The 15788-nt window shown below is 40.5% G+C and carries 12 protein-coding genes; 5 read left to right on the top strand and 7 right to left on the bottom strand.

Going from position 1 to position 15788, the window contains the following annotated elements:
• Nucleotides 1-31 precede the first annotated feature (31 nt).
• Nucleotides 32-802 (bottom strand): Rossmann-fold NAD(P)-binding domain-containing protein, encoded by a 771-nt coding sequence (locus tag AC27JR_RS05215; RefSeq protein ID WP_487172981.1) that lies wholly within the window; start codon nucleotides 800-802, stop codon nucleotides 32-34.
• Between the two features lie 113 nt (nucleotides 803-915).
• Between AC27JR_RS05215 and AC27JR_RS05210 the strand changes: the two genes are divergently transcribed.
• The 3 genes from AC27JR_RS05210 to mutT all read left to right on the top strand — a co-directional run bounded on the left by AC27JR_RS05210 (nucleotide 916) and on the right by mutT (nucleotide 6490).
• Complete coding sequence (locus AC27JR_RS05210; protein ID WP_487172980.1) at nucleotides 916-2943, top strand: methyl-accepting chemotaxis protein; 2028 nt, start codon at nucleotides 916-918, stop codon at nucleotides 2941-2943.
• Nucleotides 2944-3318: 375 nt separating this feature from the next.
• On the top strand, nucleotides 3319-6027 hold the full coding sequence (secA, locus tag AC27JR_RS05205) for a preprotein translocase subunit SecA (protein WP_487172979.1): 2709 nt from the start codon (nucleotides 3319-3321) through the stop codon (nucleotides 6025-6027).
• 64 nt (nucleotides 6028-6091) lie between these two features.
• A complete protein-coding gene (gene mutT, locus AC27JR_RS05200) occupies nucleotides 6092-6490 on the top strand; it encodes an 8-oxo-dGTP diphosphatase MutT (RefSeq protein WP_487172978.1) in 399 nt (132 codons plus the stop codon).
• An 85-nt stretch (nucleotides 6491-6575) separates the two neighbouring features.
• Here the strand turns inward: mutT and AC27JR_RS05195 are convergent, their stop codons facing one another.
• From AC27JR_RS05195 to pmbA, 3 genes are all read right to left on the bottom strand, one after another.
• On the bottom strand, nucleotides 6576-8648 hold the full coding sequence (locus AC27JR_RS05195) for a M13 family metallopeptidase (protein WP_487172977.1): 2073 nt from the start codon (nucleotides 8646-8648) through the stop codon (nucleotides 6576-6578).
• 210 nt (nucleotides 8649-8858) lie between these two features.
• Nucleotides 8859-9338 carry a DciA family protein gene (locus tag AC27JR_RS05190; RefSeq protein WP_131690357.1) on the bottom strand — a complete coding sequence of 160 codons (480 nt, stop codon included), beginning with the start codon at nucleotides 9336-9338 and terminating at the stop codon, nucleotides 8859-8861.
• A gap of 109 nt (nucleotides 9339-9447) precedes the next feature.
• The gene (gene pmbA, locus AC27JR_RS05185; RefSeq protein ID WP_487172976.1) at nucleotides 9448-10797 is read right to left on the bottom strand and encodes a metalloprotease PmbA; all 1350 of its coding nucleotides are present in this window, start codon (nucleotides 10795-10797) and stop codon (nucleotides 9448-9450) included.
• Between the two features lie 145 nt (nucleotides 10798-10942).
• Between pmbA and yjgA the strand changes: the two genes are divergently transcribed.
• The gene (gene yjgA / locus AC27JR_RS05180; RefSeq protein ID WP_008465739.1) at nucleotides 10943-11467 is read left to right on the top strand and encodes a ribosome biogenesis factor YjgA; all 525 of its coding nucleotides are present in this window, start codon (nucleotides 10943-10945) and stop codon (nucleotides 11465-11467) included.
• Between the two features lie 116 nt (nucleotides 11468-11583).
• Nucleotides 11584-12957 (top strand): oxygen-independent coproporphyrinogen III oxidase, encoded by a 1374-nt coding sequence (hemN, locus tag AC27JR_RS05175; protein WP_487172975.1) that lies wholly within the window; start codon nucleotides 11584-11586, stop codon nucleotides 12955-12957.
• A 66-nt stretch (nucleotides 12958-13023) separates the two neighbouring features.
• Here the strand turns inward: hemN and AC27JR_RS05170 are convergent, their stop codons facing one another.
• From AC27JR_RS05170 to AC27JR_RS05160, 3 genes are all read right to left on the bottom strand, one after another.
• Nucleotides 13024-13539 carry a DUF2489 domain-containing protein gene (locus AC27JR_RS05170; protein ID WP_010390378.1) on the bottom strand — a complete coding sequence of 172 codons (516 nt, stop codon included), beginning with the start codon at nucleotides 13537-13539 and terminating at the stop codon, nucleotides 13024-13026.
• Between the two features lie 12 nt (nucleotides 13540-13551).
• Entirely contained in the window at nucleotides 13552-14136 is a 585-nt protein-coding gene (gene yihI / locus AC27JR_RS05165; protein WP_487172974.1) for a Der GTPase-activating protein YihI, read from the bottom strand.
• Between the two features lie 750 nt (nucleotides 14137-14886).
• A complete protein-coding gene (locus tag AC27JR_RS05160; protein ID WP_008112717.1) occupies nucleotides 14887-15519 on the bottom strand; it encodes a c-type cytochrome in 633 nt (210 codons plus the stop codon).
• Nucleotides 15520-15788 lie beyond the last annotated feature (269 nt).

Raw genomic sequence — 15788 nt, 5'->3', positions numbered from 1 at the left:
CTTGAGATAGATTTATTATTCAGAGTTCAGGTTAAATACCATACTGATAACTAAAACCCAGCGCTTCTATCGCTGAGCCAATAACTTTGCGCTCAGCGACTTCATCACTACTAAAACTTGGCATTTGTGTGCCATACAGCTCACATTTTTGTGCATAATAATCTGCTTTGCTCGGGTGCGCAGGGTTAACTACATTATAAATGCTTTGCCCTTGTGACCAATTGTTAAGTACCGCATAAATGGCATTGATCACATCTTGTTGATGCACCATGTTCACCACTTGCTGACTAGAGGTGTTGAGTTCCTTACCCGCCACAAAACGACCCGGCTCTCGATTTGGCCCCAACAACCCGGCTAACCTAAGCACTTTACCTTGCTGCTCTAGCACTTGCTCTTCTGCATCATAGAGCTTTATTTGTCGTTCGTTAGTGCCTGATATATCGCTACTTTCACTATAAACTCCGGGCTCTTGATCATACACCCCAGTCGATGAGCACAATAAAAAACCTTTGCAATTAAGTTCAGTTGCCAGCTTTAATCCCTGTTCCAGCACCTGTGCATAATCACTTTCGCTGTCACGACTGCGCGGCGGTATAGCACACACCCAATACGCATTTTGTAAATCCACTTGGTGCTGCAGCTCGCCGTTTTGTAAAACAAACTGACGCTCAAAATCAAATTGATGGGTGTCACTACGATGAGTCCCTTGCACTTGCCAACCTTGTTTTTGTGCATCAATACATAAGGCTTGGCCAAGCCAACCTGCGCCAAGAACTACTAAGTTATCTTTGTTGGTTTGCACTTTATTTACCCTTTATTAAAAGCATAATCACACTTATTAACGCGTTTTATAGCGATAAAAAACAAAATATGATTAGATATACGATACTAAAAATAATAACAATACGTACACTTATGCTGAATAATCTCTCTTTACGAAAAAAAATATTATTACTAATTGGTGGTACGATTACCGTGCTGCTGATTCTCGCCTCCACATTTTTTATCAAACATATCGCCGACCTATCACGCGTTAATATTGAACGCGAAGCACAAAGTTACCTGCAAAGTGAGCAGTTATCAATGCAAGGTTACTTTGCTAGGTACGGAAAAGTGGTATCTACTTTTGTAAATAACCCACACTTAGTTAATTTTTTCGAGGCATGGGAACAACGTGATCAACCTGTGGCAAACGCTCCCGGTTACAGTGAAATAAATCAAGACTTTGTGCGCATTAGCGCCCATGATGAAAATATTCTCTCAGCATTTTTTGCCTCAGCAATTACAGGCGAATACTTTAAAGAAAACGAACGCACGTCGGATTATAACGGCCAACCTTATTACGCATATAAGCGTGGTTGGTGGCAAGAAGCCATGCAACTAAACAAACTATACGTAGGCCCTATTTCAGTTGATTTAACAACAGGCGATGCCTCAGCCGTAGTACAGCAACCTGTTTATAATGAGCAAAAAAAACTAATTGGTATTGGTGGCGTAGACCTGCAGTTAAATAAAATTAATGCCATGGTAGAAAGCATTCGCTTTAATAATCAAGGCTACGGCTTCTTATTAGACAGCAAGCAAAAAGTGGTGCACCTTTCGAAAGCAACCAAACACAACTTGTCAATTACTGATGACGGCACTAAGAAAAAGCAAGGTTTAGATGGGCTAGAGCAACAGTTTGAAAACACTTCTGGCTTTGAGACACTTAATCAACAGATGCAAAAAAACCTACAAGGTAGTCACACGGTTACTTTTAAAGGAGAACAATACTATGTTGTTTATAGTCGCCTACAATTGGAGCAACCCTTCTTAGATTGGTATGTTGGGCTATTAATTCCAACAAGCTTAATTGAGGCCCCAGTAAACGATGCCGTTAAAAGCACCGTCACCACAGTAGTTATTATGTTGTTTATTGTGATTGTTATGATCATTTGGGCAACGCAGCTGATCTCTAAACCAATTGTAAAGCTAACGCATATTATGCGCGATATAGCCTCGGGTGATGGCGATTTAACCCAAAAAATTGATATCAATAGCCGTGATGAAGTCGGTCAATTAGCCAATCACATGAATACCTTTATTGATAAATTACGCTTGATGATGCGTCAAACCGCTACCCAAGCAGAGCAACTCAATGAGGCTGCCAATCAATTAAAAATAGTCTCTAGGAAAACCAACTCGGAAATTCAACAAGAGAAACAACAAGTAGATAGTGTCAGCGCCGCAGTAACCGAAATGGCCAGTACCGTGCTTGAAATTTCTCGCAATGCACAATATACCAATACCGCTGCCGAAGAAGTACAAATAATAACTACACAAGGTACCGAGCGTTCAACGCAGGCACAAGATGTAATGAGCGCATTGGCACTTCATATAGGGGAAGCATCTAAGGTTGTTACAGGTCTAGAACAAGAAAGTACCAACATTGGTGCACTCATTGATGTCATCAATTCTATTGCTGAGCAAACTAATCTTTTAGCCCTTAATGCTGCCATTGAAGCGGCTCGTGCAGGTGAGCATGGGCGAGGCTTTGCTGTAGTTGCTGATGAAGTACGCTCACTTGCAAGTCGTACTCAAGAGTCAACCGACGATATTCGTAATATGATTTCTCGTTTACAACAAATTGCGCAAAAGGCTGCCGTTATGATGCAGCAAGGGCAAGATCAAGCGCAAAGCTCTGTTACTCAAACCAAGGAAGTACTGGGCTCATTACAAAGCATCAAACAGTCGGTCACTAAAGTGCAAGATCAAAGCCATCAAATTGCCACCTCCACCGAGCAACAAACAGTCGTTGCAGAAGATATTAACACGAGCCTTACTGCTATTAATAACTTAGTTAATAGCACCGCTCACCATGCACACACTCTCGCCGATGAAGCACATGATTTAAGTGACTTAGCTGGGGCGCTCAATAAAACAGTTGCTCAATTTAAGCTTTAAAAATCGATGCCTGTAAACAAAGAATTTAAGGGTGAAATTTAAGCGTTTTACCCTTGTTTTTAATTTATTCAGCACCATATCCTTAGGGTCTGTTTATCTGCAGTTTTAATCAAATTTAGCAATAGAACACTATTTTTATGAGCACGATCTAATTTTTCTGTTTTAAATGAAGATCTTTTTCTTGAGGTAGTTTGATGTTTAGCAGAGTCTGGTATAGTAGCGCAGGTAATAAACAGTGCTTTTAAAGCAGCTTAATACAAAATTGCTAATTAATGTGTCCTAAAGGTTAATTCAAAGAATACATTAATTATCAATTGTAAAAAATGGGTTAGCCGATGCACGGCTAGCAAAAAAACACATTGTAACGGTTTTATCATGATATCTAATTTATTTACCAAGATTTTTGGTAGTCGCAATGACCGCACTATTAAAAACCTAAGAAAGACGGTCGCACTGATCAATGCACTTGAAACGCAACTAGAAGCGCTTTCAGATGAAGATTTAAAAGCTAAAACAGCTGAGTTTAGAGAACGTTACGATAACGGACAAAGCTTAGGCGACATTCTACCAGAAGCATTTGCTGTGGTACGTGAGGCGTCAAAGCGTGTAAACGGTATGCGTCACTTCGACGTGCAATTATTAGGTGGTATGGTTTTACAACAAGGCCGTATTGCAGAAATGCGTACTGGTGAAGGTAAAACCCTAACCGCGACACTTCCAGCATATTTAAATGGCTTAACAGGTAAAGGTGTTCATGTTATTACCGTGAATGACTACTTGGCCAAGCGTGATGCTGAAACCAACCGCCCTTTATTTGAATTTTTAGGCTTAACCGTTGGTTGTAATGTTCCGGGCATGATGCCGCAGCAGAAAAAACAAGCTTATGAAGCCGACATCACATACGGTACCAACAACGAATTTGGTTTTGACTACCTACGTGACAACATGGCATTTAGCATTGATGAACGCGTACAACGCCCATTATTCTATGCCGTAGTGGATGAAGTGGATTCAATCCTAATTGATGAAGCGCGAACGCCGCTTATTATTTCTGGCCCAGCTGAAGACAGCTCAGAGCTTTACACTGAAATAAATACCATTGTTCCTTTACTTGAACTACAAGAAAAAGAAGATGAGGAAGGGATTGAAGGTGATGGCGATTTCACTATCGATGAAAAATCTAAGCAAGTTCACCTAACTGAGCGTGGGCAAATAAAAGTTGAAGAGCTACTTACAGAGCGCGGCTTAATTGAAGAAGGTGATTCACTGTACTCAGCAGCGAGCATCACGCTACTCAGTCACGTTTATGCAGCTCTTCGTGCGCACAAGCTTTACCAAAAAGATGTTGACTACGTTATTAAAGAAAACGAAGTTATCATTATTGATGAGCACACAGGTCGCTCTATGGAAGGACGCCGTTGGTCAGAAGGTTTACACCAAGCTGTAGAAGCAAAAGAAGGTGTGAAAATTCAAAACGAGAACCAAACGTTAGCTTCTATTACGTTCCAAAATTACTTCCGCTTGTACGAAACGCTAGCAGGTATGACAGGCACAGCCGATACAGAAGCGTTTGAGTTTCAGTCTATCTACGGTTTAGACACTGTGGTTATGCCAACCAATAAGCCAATGATCCGTGATGATCGCGCTGATTTAGTTTACTTAACGCAAGAAGAGAAGTACGAAGCCATTTTAGCAGATATTAAAGACTGTCAAGAACGTGGTCAGCCGGTACTTGTTGGTACTATCTCAATTGAAAGCTCTGAGTACTTATCGCAGTTTTTACGTAAAGAAAAAATTAAGCACAATGTACTGAACGCTAAATTCCACGCACAAGAAGCTGACATTGTTTCTGATGCGGGCTTACCAGGGACTGTTACCATTGCCACTAACATGGCCGGTCGTGGTACCGATATCGTACTGGGTGGTAACTGGAACAGCGAAGTTGAAAAGCTTGAAAACCCAACGGCCGATCAAATTGCTGAAATTAAGGCGGCATGGAAGATTCGCCATGACGCAGTAATTGATGCCGGCGGTTTACATATTATTGGTACAGAGCGCCATGAGTCACGTCGTATTGATAACCAATTACGTGGTCGTTCTGGCCGTCAAGGTGATGCTGGTTCAAGCCGTTTCTACCTATCGATGGATGATGCGCTGATGCGTATTTTTGCTGGTGAGCGCATGACTAACATGATGCGTAAACTAGGTATGCAACGTGGCGAAGCGATTGAACACCCATGGGTTAACCGCGCAATCGAAAACGCTCAGCGTAAAGTAGAAGCACGTAACTTTGATGTGCGTAAACAGCTACTTGAGTACGATGATGTAGCAAACGACCAACGTCGTGTTGTTTACTCTCAACGTAATGAATTGCTGGAAGAGGGTGATATTTCAGAAACGATTACTGCTATCCGTGGTGATGTGCTCGCGGGTGTAATTGATCAATACATTGCCCCACAAAGCTTAGCTGAGATGTGGGATATACCAGGGCTTGAAGAACGTTTAAAGCAAGATTTCTTAATTGAGTTACCAATTACTCAGTGGTTAGCTGATGACAATAAGCTATACGAAGAAAAACTTCGTGAGCGTATTGAAGAAGCGGTTGAACAAGCCTACAAGCAAAAAGAGGAAATGGTCGGCGACTCTGTACTGCGTCAGTTTGAAAAAGCAATTATGCTTCAAAGTCTTGACCAACATTGGAAAGATCACCTTGCTGCAATGGATCACTTACGCCAAGGTATTCACTTACGTGGTTATGCACAAAAGAATCCTAAGCAAGAATACAAACGTGAGTCGTTTGAATTGTTCTCTGAAATGCTAGAAAACTTAAAAGTCGATGTGGTCGGTATTTTAAGTAAAGTGCAAGTTCGCGCTGAAGAAGATGTTGAAAAAGTAGAAGAGCAACACCGTAAAAGTGAAAATGCCCCTCGCGAATATCAACATGAACAAGCAGAACACGTAGGTGGTGAAGCACCACAAAGCGCTCAGGTTATGGCGCGTAGCGAGCCAAAAGTTGGCCGTAACGATCCATGTCCGTGTGGCTCAGGTCAAAAATACAAGCAATGTTGTGGCAAATTAAAATAACACAACTTTGAAAATAAAAAGCGACGCTTGCGTCGCTTTTTTTATGCTATTAAAGGGAGAAGTAATGACTAAGGTAATCATCAATGTTGCTGTGGGTGTAATTAAAAAAAATAACAATTTGTTTATTTGTAAACGAGCAGATGAGCAACATCAAGGTGGATTATGGGAATTTCCTGGTGGCAAAGTTGAAGCCGGAGAAACCGTGTTTCAAGCCCTAAAACGTGAACTGCTAGAAGAAGTAGGGTTAACTATTCATAGTTCAAGCGAGCTTATCACCATTGAGCATGACTACGGCGATAAGTGCGTACGACTTAATGTACACGTGGTGAGTAACTTTAATGGCCAAGCCCATGGCGCAGAAGGGCAACCCAGTGAGTGGGTAAGCATAGACGAGCTTGATAACTATGAATTTCCTGCTGCCAATGTTGAGATTATCAGCGCCATAAAAACGAAATATAGCTAGTAAAAGTAACTAAAAAGCCAGTGAGCATGATGCTCACTGGCTTTTAATTTTGCGATTAATGGGTCTAAGCTAATTTCAGCTCAAATTACCAAATTTTTACACGATCTTCCGGCTTGATATACATTTTATCGCCCTCTTTCACATCAAACGCTTGGTAAAATTCTGGCATGTTCGACAAAATACCAATCACGCGATAATGACTCGGTGAATGTGAATCGGTCATTAAACGATTACGCAATGCTTCATCACGGTATTTACGACGCCAAATTTGCGACCAGCCCATAAAGAAGCGTTGATCGCCCGTATAGCCTTCAATAATGGGCGCTTTAGAATCACCCAGCGATAGCTGATACGCTTTATAAGCGACGGTTAAGCCGCCCAAGTCACCAATGTTTTCACCCAATGTCAGCTCACCATTAACGCTGGCATCTTCAAACGGTTTATACTGATTATACTGCGCAACTAAGGCAGCACTTCGCTGTTCAAACTGCTTAAGGTCTGACTCGCTCCACCAATTACGTAAATTGCCATCACCGTCGTATTTTGCACCTTGATCATCAAAGCCATGGCCTAACTCATGGCCAATAACTGCACCAATAGCACCATAGTTAACCGCATCATCCGCTTCTAAATTAAAGAAAGGAGGCTGCAAAATCGCCGCAGGAAATACTATTTCGTTATTCACTGGGTTGTAGTAAGCATTTACTGTTTGTGGCGTCATATGCCACTCAGATCGATCAACTGGCTTACCTAATTTAGCAATCATATCTGCATAAGCCCATTCACTGTATCGAATATAGTTGCCGACAAGTTCATCAGGGTTAATCGCTAAATCTGAGTAATCTTTCCATTTATCTGGATAACCAATTTTAGGGGTAAACTTATTGAGTTTTTCTTGCGCCGCCACTTTTGTTTCAGGGCTCATCCACTCAAGGTTTTCAATTGCCACTGAATAGCCTTTAATCACATTATCAACTAACTCTTCCATACGTGCTTTTGCTTCTGGCGGGAAGTTTTCTTTAACGTAGACTTTACCTAAAATTTCACCCAGTACACTGTTTGATGCATCAACGGCTTGCTTCCAAAGTGGTGCTTGCTCTTCAACACCGCGCAAGGTGGTGCTGTAAAAATTAAACTTCAAATCCACTAAATCTTTATTAAGTAGCTGCGCGTAATTACTAACAAAATGGAATTTTAAATAGTTTTGCCAAACAGCTAAGTCAGTATTTTTGAAAATGCCTGCAAACGCTTCAAAGTAACTTGGTTGGCGCACAATCAACTCTTGAGCATCAACACCGACAGCTTCAAAATAAGCGCTTAAATCAAACTCACCCATTAACTCGTTAGCTTCAGCTACCGTCATTTTATTATATGACTTAGTTGCATCGCGACTTTGTACTCGACTCCACTGCGCTTGGGCAATAGTTTTCTCAAGCTCTATAATCGCATTAGCGGCATTTTCAGCGCTTGTAACACCCGCCTTTGCTAAAATGTCACCAATATAAGTTTGATACGCAGCACGAGTTTTTGTGAATTTTTCATCATCTTTTAAGTAATAATCGCGATCCGGTAACCCTAAGCCAGCTTGATACGCATATAAAGCATTTTCACTAGAGTTTTTAGCATCATTATTTACATACCAACCAAACGGTAAGTCCCCGCCTTTTACTTGTAACTGCGCCATTAACGTCACTAAGTCAGCTTTATTAGTCACTTTATCAATGTCCGACAATGACTCTTTAAGCGGAGTAATACCAAGCTCTTCACGCGCATTTTTGGCCATATAACTGGTATAAAAAGCCCCCAACTTATACTCATCACTGCCCACTTCTGCATCAGCATTAGTCGCAGCGCGCTCAAGTACCGTCTTCATTGCTTTTTGTGATTCATCATATAACTGAGAGAAGGATCCATAGTTAGACTTATCACCTGGAATTTCGGTTTTTGCTAACCATTGACCATTAACATGATAATAAAAATCATCCTGTGCACGAACACTTTCATCCATATTTTGTAAATCAACACCTAGCGCACCAAGAGTTGCAACAGGTGCAGTCACTGTTGTTGCTTCTGCTTTCATTTGTTGTGGCTTTTCACCGCAGCCAACTAAACCTAACGCCAGTGCAATACTAGCGGCAGTTAAGGTTATTTTTTGCATAAGGATCCCGTATATTAATTAATATAAATACGCATTTCATTAAGCTTTATGGGATACATATAACTTAATAAAATACGTATTGCGAGCACCTTAAATAAAGGCACTGATCCAGCATCATAAACCTGATTTAAATAACAATAAAATCGAATATGTAACAAAGTATTTTAAAGCCAGCAAAACAAACCGAGCAAGGTGTTAAATGGTATTTAATTAAGGTTTATTTTTACCATGTAAAGCCAAGCGCTGAAGCTTTTCTTTTAATGACGGAGGCGCAGAATCGGCGATAGCATTTAAATAATCAGCCGTTTGTTCACTCATTGTAAGGGAGTTCGTTGGTTTGCCATCAGCCGCTTTAGGTCGGGTGCTTAATCGTTGAGTTGCTTGTGGATTGGCGGTAATTTTTATTTGCCCAAGCTCTGCCATACCAGCTGCTCTAAAATGAGACTGCATATCCATTTTTAAATAGTTAAGTCGAAGTGCAATAGGAGCAGAAACAGCCTCGATCATCAGCGTACCATCACGATAATTACTTACTCGGCATTTATCGCCTAGCTTAGGGCCTAAGAAATCGCGTAACAACTGTTGCTGTGTATCCAGTGCTTGGCTTTTTCCCGCATAGGCTGCTAAACGGTTGTTCAGCCCGGCCATAATGTCGGTTAATGGTTTTGGCGCATATCTATCTTTAGCCATATCACACCTTAAAAACATCAAAAGAAAGTTTGCTTAAATTAAGCTTAATTTAAGCAAACAAAGTGGGGTTATACCAATTCGCTGAATTAAGTACTATTGCAGTTCGGTATTAAGCACCCGCGACCTGCATTTGTTCAATCAGTACCGAGCCCGTTTGAATACCACCACGTCGCTCTATATCGCCACCAATGGCTGAAATACCTTTAAACATATCTTTTAAATTTCCAGCAATGGTAATTTCACTTACTGGGTACTGTATTTCACCATTTTCAACCCAAAAACCCGCAGCACCACGAGAGTAGTCACCGGTCACGGTATTTACACCCTGCCCCATAAGTTCAGTGACTAAAAAACCTGTGCCCATCGTTTTTAATAGTGCGGCTAAATCTTGATGGGTTTGTTCAACTAACCAGTTGTGGATACCACCGGCATGACCTGTTGGCGTCATATTCATTTTACGCGCTGCGTAGCTCGCTAGTAAATACGTTTGCAACTCACCACCGTGTATTATTTCTCTGTCGAGGGTTTTAACCCCTTCACTATCAAATGGTGATGATGCTAACCCTTTTAGTAGGTGTGGGCGCTCTGAAATATTAACGGTTTTGCTAAAAACTTGCGTACCTAAGCTGTCCAGTAAAAAGCTGGATTTACGGTACAGTGCGCCACCACCAATCGCTGACACTAAATGACCAAATAATGAGTTAGCAATATCGGCTCTAAAAATAACCGGTACTTTCATAGTACCTAGTTTTTGGCTGTTTAGTTTTGCTAGGGTTTCTGCTGCTGCTTCAAGCCCAACACTTGCAGCGTCTTTTAGTCCTGCTTGATCGCGGGAAATCGTATAGGCTGAGTCGCGCTGCATATGCTCGCCCTCTTTGCCTATTACCATAGTGCTTATGCTATGACGTGTACGCGGATAACCGGCGATTAAACCATGACTATTACCATACACGCGCAGCCCTTGGTGCGAAGAAAAGCTAGCACCATCAGAGTTCACAATTCGCTCATCCGCATTTAATGCGGCTTGCTCTGCAGCATGACATAAGTCGATTCCTTGCTCAGGGCTTACATCCCAAGGGTGAAATAAGTCTAAATCTTTAGGCGAAAACTCAAGCAATTCTTTATCAGCAATACCATTACACGGATCATCTGAGGTGAATTTAGCAATATCTATGGCTTTTTCGACCACAGAGCGCAATGTTTTTGGATTTAAATCAGCCGTTGAAGCAGAGCCTTTGTTATTACCAACATACACACTAATGCCTAAACCACCGTCTTGGTTAAACTCAATGGTTTCTACTTCGCCCATGCGCGTACTTACCGATAGTCCTGAAGTGCTCGACATAGCAGCTTCTGCAGCGGTAGCGCCTAGCTTTTTAGCGTGTTCAAGTACTTCTGAAACGGCGTCTTTTACTTGAGAAATTTGCGAATAAATTGGATCTTGGTGTTGGCTTTTCATAAATTCTGTCCTGAGCCCTGAAGGCCATGTTGCACACATTTTTTATATTTAAATGCTAACACACTCACTGCACCACATCAGCTAATATTAATCACTAAAAGAATCGCGTATAATAGATGAAGTTATTTTTATTTAAGAGCACCCCATGGCGAAGAAAAAAGGCAAGCCTGCTGAAATTGAAGAAGAAATTATATATGTATCAAAAAGTGAACTTAAGCGTGAAGCGCAAGAGTTTCATCAGTTAGGATCTGAAATTGCCAAAATGGGTAAAAAGCAGCGCGAACGCTTGCCGCTCAATGATGACTTAAAAGAAGCAATGGTAGTTGCCGATAAAATTAGTAACAAAAGTGATGCCTACCGCCGCCACTTAAATTACATTGCAAAAACCCTTCGTACCGTAGAAAACATTGAAGAAATTAAAGCGATCATTGATGTAATGCTTAATAAAAATAACCAAGCAGAGGTTATGATCAAAAAAATTGAGCAGCTGCGCAGTGATTTAATTGAGCAAGGCGATGACTTGATCAACGAAACCATTGAGCAATACCCTGCCCTAGAGCGCCAAAAAATGCGCCAAATGGTGCGAAATGCGGCTAAAGAAGTAAAAGCAGAAAAACCAGCCAAAGGCTACAAAGAGCTATTTCAGTATTTAAAAGACGCCATTATGTAACGCAGCTGCGTTACATACTAAAAAGGTGCTGCGGCACCTTTTTTTGTTGTAGATCAAAACCTCCTCCCCTTTCCTTTTTTACAATACGCAGCAACTTAAAAGATAAGGTGCGCGTGATGATTAAACTTCCTCAATGGGATCAAACTTTAATAAACAAATACAATGTATCGGGCCCGCGTTACACGTCTTACCCGACAGCACTTTCATTAGCTGACGGCTACCAGCAACAAGATTTGATCAGTGCTATTGAATCATCGCAAACCCGTGCTTTGTCTTTGTATATTCACATCCCTTTTTGTAGCCAGCTTTGCTATTACTGTGGCTGTAATAAAGTTATTACTCGCCATCAATCTAAAGCCGATACCTACTTAGATTTTTTAGCTAAAGAAATCGCGGCACAAGCGCCGCTATTTCAAGACTATCGGGTCGAACAATTACATTTAGGTGGCGGTACTCCAACCTTTTTAACCGCAGCCCAAATGACTCGCTTAGTAAAGCTACTAGAGCAACACTTTAACTTTAGCGATACCTGTGAGCGCGGTATAGAAATAGACCCTCGCTCACTGGCTGACAATATGCTGATTGACTTAAGCGAAATGGGATTTAATCGTGTGTCGTTTGGTATTCAAGACTTTAATGATCAGGTTCAGCTAGCTGTTAACCGCCCTCAACATGTTGATGAGGTAAAGCAGTTAATTACCCAAGCAAAACAATTGGGTTTTAAATCAATTAATGCAGATATGATTTATGGGCTCCCACTGCAAACACCTGAAAGCTTTCAGCAAACTATTGAGCAACTGATTGCCTTAGACCCCGACCGTGTTTCAGTATTTAACTATGCTCATTTACCTGAGCGCTTTGCCGCTCAACGTAAAATAAAAGATGCTGATTTACCTAGTGCCCATAATAAGCTCACTATGTTCAAAAATACCCTAGAGCAAATGACCCAAGCGGGCTATCAGTTTATAGGTATGGACCACTTTGCAAAAGTTGATAATGAATTGGCCATTGCTCAAAATAGCGGCCAACTGCATCGTAACTTTCAAGGTTACACTACCCATGGAGAATGTGATTTACTCGGCTTAGGGGTCTCGTCTATTTCGCAAATAGGTACGGCCATATTACAAAATAAAAAAGAGCTAAAACACTATTACCAAGCAGTCGACGAGCAAGCAGGCAGTGCCATTAATAAAGGGATGCATTTAACACTAGATGACCTTATTCGTGCGGATGCAATTAAGCAGCTTATTTGCCAGTTTGAGCTTGATATGGGCCAATTTGCTAACCAACATAAGATAGACTTTAGCGATTACTTTAAAGATGCCTTAGAGGCGCTAGCACCATTAATTGCCGATGAGATGGTAACAATAGAAGATGGCATCATTAAGGTGACGCCAAAAGGGAATTTATTTATTCGTATTATTTGTATGTGTTTTGATGCGCATTTACAAAAACAAATAAATGCCACTCGCTTCTCACGGGTTATATAATTTAAAAAATAGCGCGCATAAAAAAGCAGACCTAGGTCTGCTTTTTTATGCTGTAAAATTTAAGTGCTAGTTAAAAACCACGTTTTCGCTGCCTTGGGCTGCTTTAAACTCAACAATAATTTTTTTACAGTCAGCTTCAATTTCATCACTCAGTGATTCTTCTGCGCGCCAGCGTGCGGTATCTTGCTTAAAAATTTCTTTTTTAGCGTACTTTTTGCGCGAATCGTGAGTTGGCATTTCTTTTACCACGTCGTACATTTTATAAATGCCTGGGTATGCAGTTGTTAAGTCGCGCTCAGTATCAAAACTATATTGCGACATCAGCACCCAAATACGTAAACAGCCCTCAGAGTAATCACACTGCTTTTCATTCATCGCACGTGCAATTAAATGAATACTATCGGCTAGCTTTGCATTACGTTTTAAACGCGACTGCTTAAGTTTTTGCTGTTGCTCTGCCTGTTGTTTGCTAATTAGCTTTTTTTGCACATTTAGCTTGTAGAGCAACTGACCCGCATAAAATGCCAAGCCCGCTATAATAGCAGCACCTACAACTAAGGCTAAGATCACTGCTGTACTCATTGCGTATCCTTATTACTTATCTTCGTCGTCATCTAGCCATTCATTAGCTAGATCGTTTGATAGGTATTGATCAAAATCTGAACTGCTTTCTTCATCACTGAAGTCATCTTCAAATTCTTCTTCATCTTCAATACCTAATAACTTACACAGCACTTGGTGACGCGCTATACGGCTATTAAAGTATTTAGCATCTTTACCCGTTAGCATTTCACCTTGCTCATGACGCTCAACTAATTTAAGCAAGCGCTCATCATTTTCAAGCGCCTCTAATTCTTGCTCAGGCGTTAACTCAGGCTCAATCGCCTTTTTAAGCTCTGCTACAGGCTTAAGGTTACGTTTCATTTCAACTTTTGGTTCAGCGGCTGGGGCAACTAATGGTACTGCTTTTTTACTACCAACACGTTTGTCTTTAGCAGCCGAACCTGTTTTTTGAGTGTCATTACTCAATGCATCAGGTGCATTACGTGAACCAGGCTTAGCGCCTTTGGTTTTCTTTACACGTTGCTCTTTCAATGCGCGCATTTCTTTAAGCTTATCTTGGCTTAAACGAACGGGTCCATTTGATGGAATTTTACGTGACTTTTTCTTTCTACTCATATCTTGATCGTCTCACTTAAGAGGTTTTGAGCGAGGCGCAACTCAATGGGCATCGCGATGCTGGCCTAGCCAGAAGAATTCGGTTTGCGTTTTAGAGGTTGGGTTTCTCTATATATACGCCAAAGCATATTTAGATGCTTTTTTTAAACGGGGGGTATTGTAACAGGACAAATAAAAAGGCGGTAGAGAAAACATCTCTACCGCCTGCTAATCTGAGCGCCATTATATGGACACTTCTCCCTTCGACTTTTTAGTCTTTATTATTTTTATTATTATTTCTTTATCCGTATTATTATTATTTATCTTCCGTGTAACATTCCATTTTGTTTTTATTATTAAACTTCCATGAGTTTTTATTATTTTCGGTCTTTCCTGACACTTTTTTGTTATTTCCTTTAGTAGCACTCTCAATGTGCTATTCAGTCGTGCCGCACTACGATCCTTATAACGTTTTCCTATTTGTTATTATTGTTGCGACAGGGGTTAATTTACTCGTTAATAATTTTGTTACAACTAATTTATATCTTTTTTCTTATGTAAAACATAACAAAAGACGTTAAAAATCATAAATTACAATAAGTTAAATTGAAAAACAAAAATAAAATGAGACTTTTCTTACAGTAGAGTATGGTCAATGTCTTACAAGTAGAGGGGCTTTATCGGTCATTGCAGAAACAAAAAAAGCAGCCAAGGCTGCTTTTTGTCTAATTAACATTGTATTATGTTAACAATATCTAAATAAATACGACTTTAGTGTAGACCACCAAGGTATTTAGATAATGTTTCAATGTCTTTATCAGTTAGTTTCTTAGCAATGTCTTGCATAACACCGTTTAGGTCGTTATTACGAGTACCATCTCTGAACTGTTCAAGTTGTGACTTGATGTATTCTGGATGTTGAAAAGAAATTTTTGGGAATTTAGCTAATGAAGATCCATTACCACGTGGACCATGACAAGCCGCACATGATGGAATTCCGCGTTCAGCGTCACCCGCTTTGTATAACATGGCGCCTGTTTCTTGAACATCTTTAGGTGTAGCACCTTCTGACATATTCAAAGAAGCAAAGTAAGCAGACAAGTCTTTCATATCTTGATCGCTCAATGGCATTGCCATACCGCTCATTACTGGATTCATACGACCTTCTTTACCGCCTGAGGTCATACCTAATTTAAATTCAGTAAGTTGCTTGTATATGTAATCTGCGTGTTGGCCTGCAATTTTTGGGTAGATGTTAACCGGCGCATTACCGTCTGGGCCGTGACAAGCCGCACACGTTGCTGATTTTTCTTTACCTGCGTTTACATCGCCATCAAATGCTGTTGCGTTGCTTGCTGACAACGCACCAAGCAATATAGTTAAAGATAGTGCTATTTTTTTCATGGTGAATTCTCTGTTTCCGACCCTGTATCATCTACAATATGGATGTTGTGATTTTTATATTCTACACGATATTAAATTCTCTGGCACGTTTTCTACACACATTAAACCTATAAATTATAGGGTTTTGAGTAAAATTAATCGCCAAGCCAGTTAAAATGTACCATCAGCAATGATTTTACATGCTCAAATACACTTTTTAATAGCTACTTTATAGTATAAAATACGCGCCACGGGTGAATTTGGTTTACCCAATGTTATTTTTTTAAGTT

Source organism: Pseudoalteromonas sp. NH0006-26 (assembly GCF_057552415.1).
This window is presented reverse-complemented; position numbering and strand designations above follow the sequence as displayed.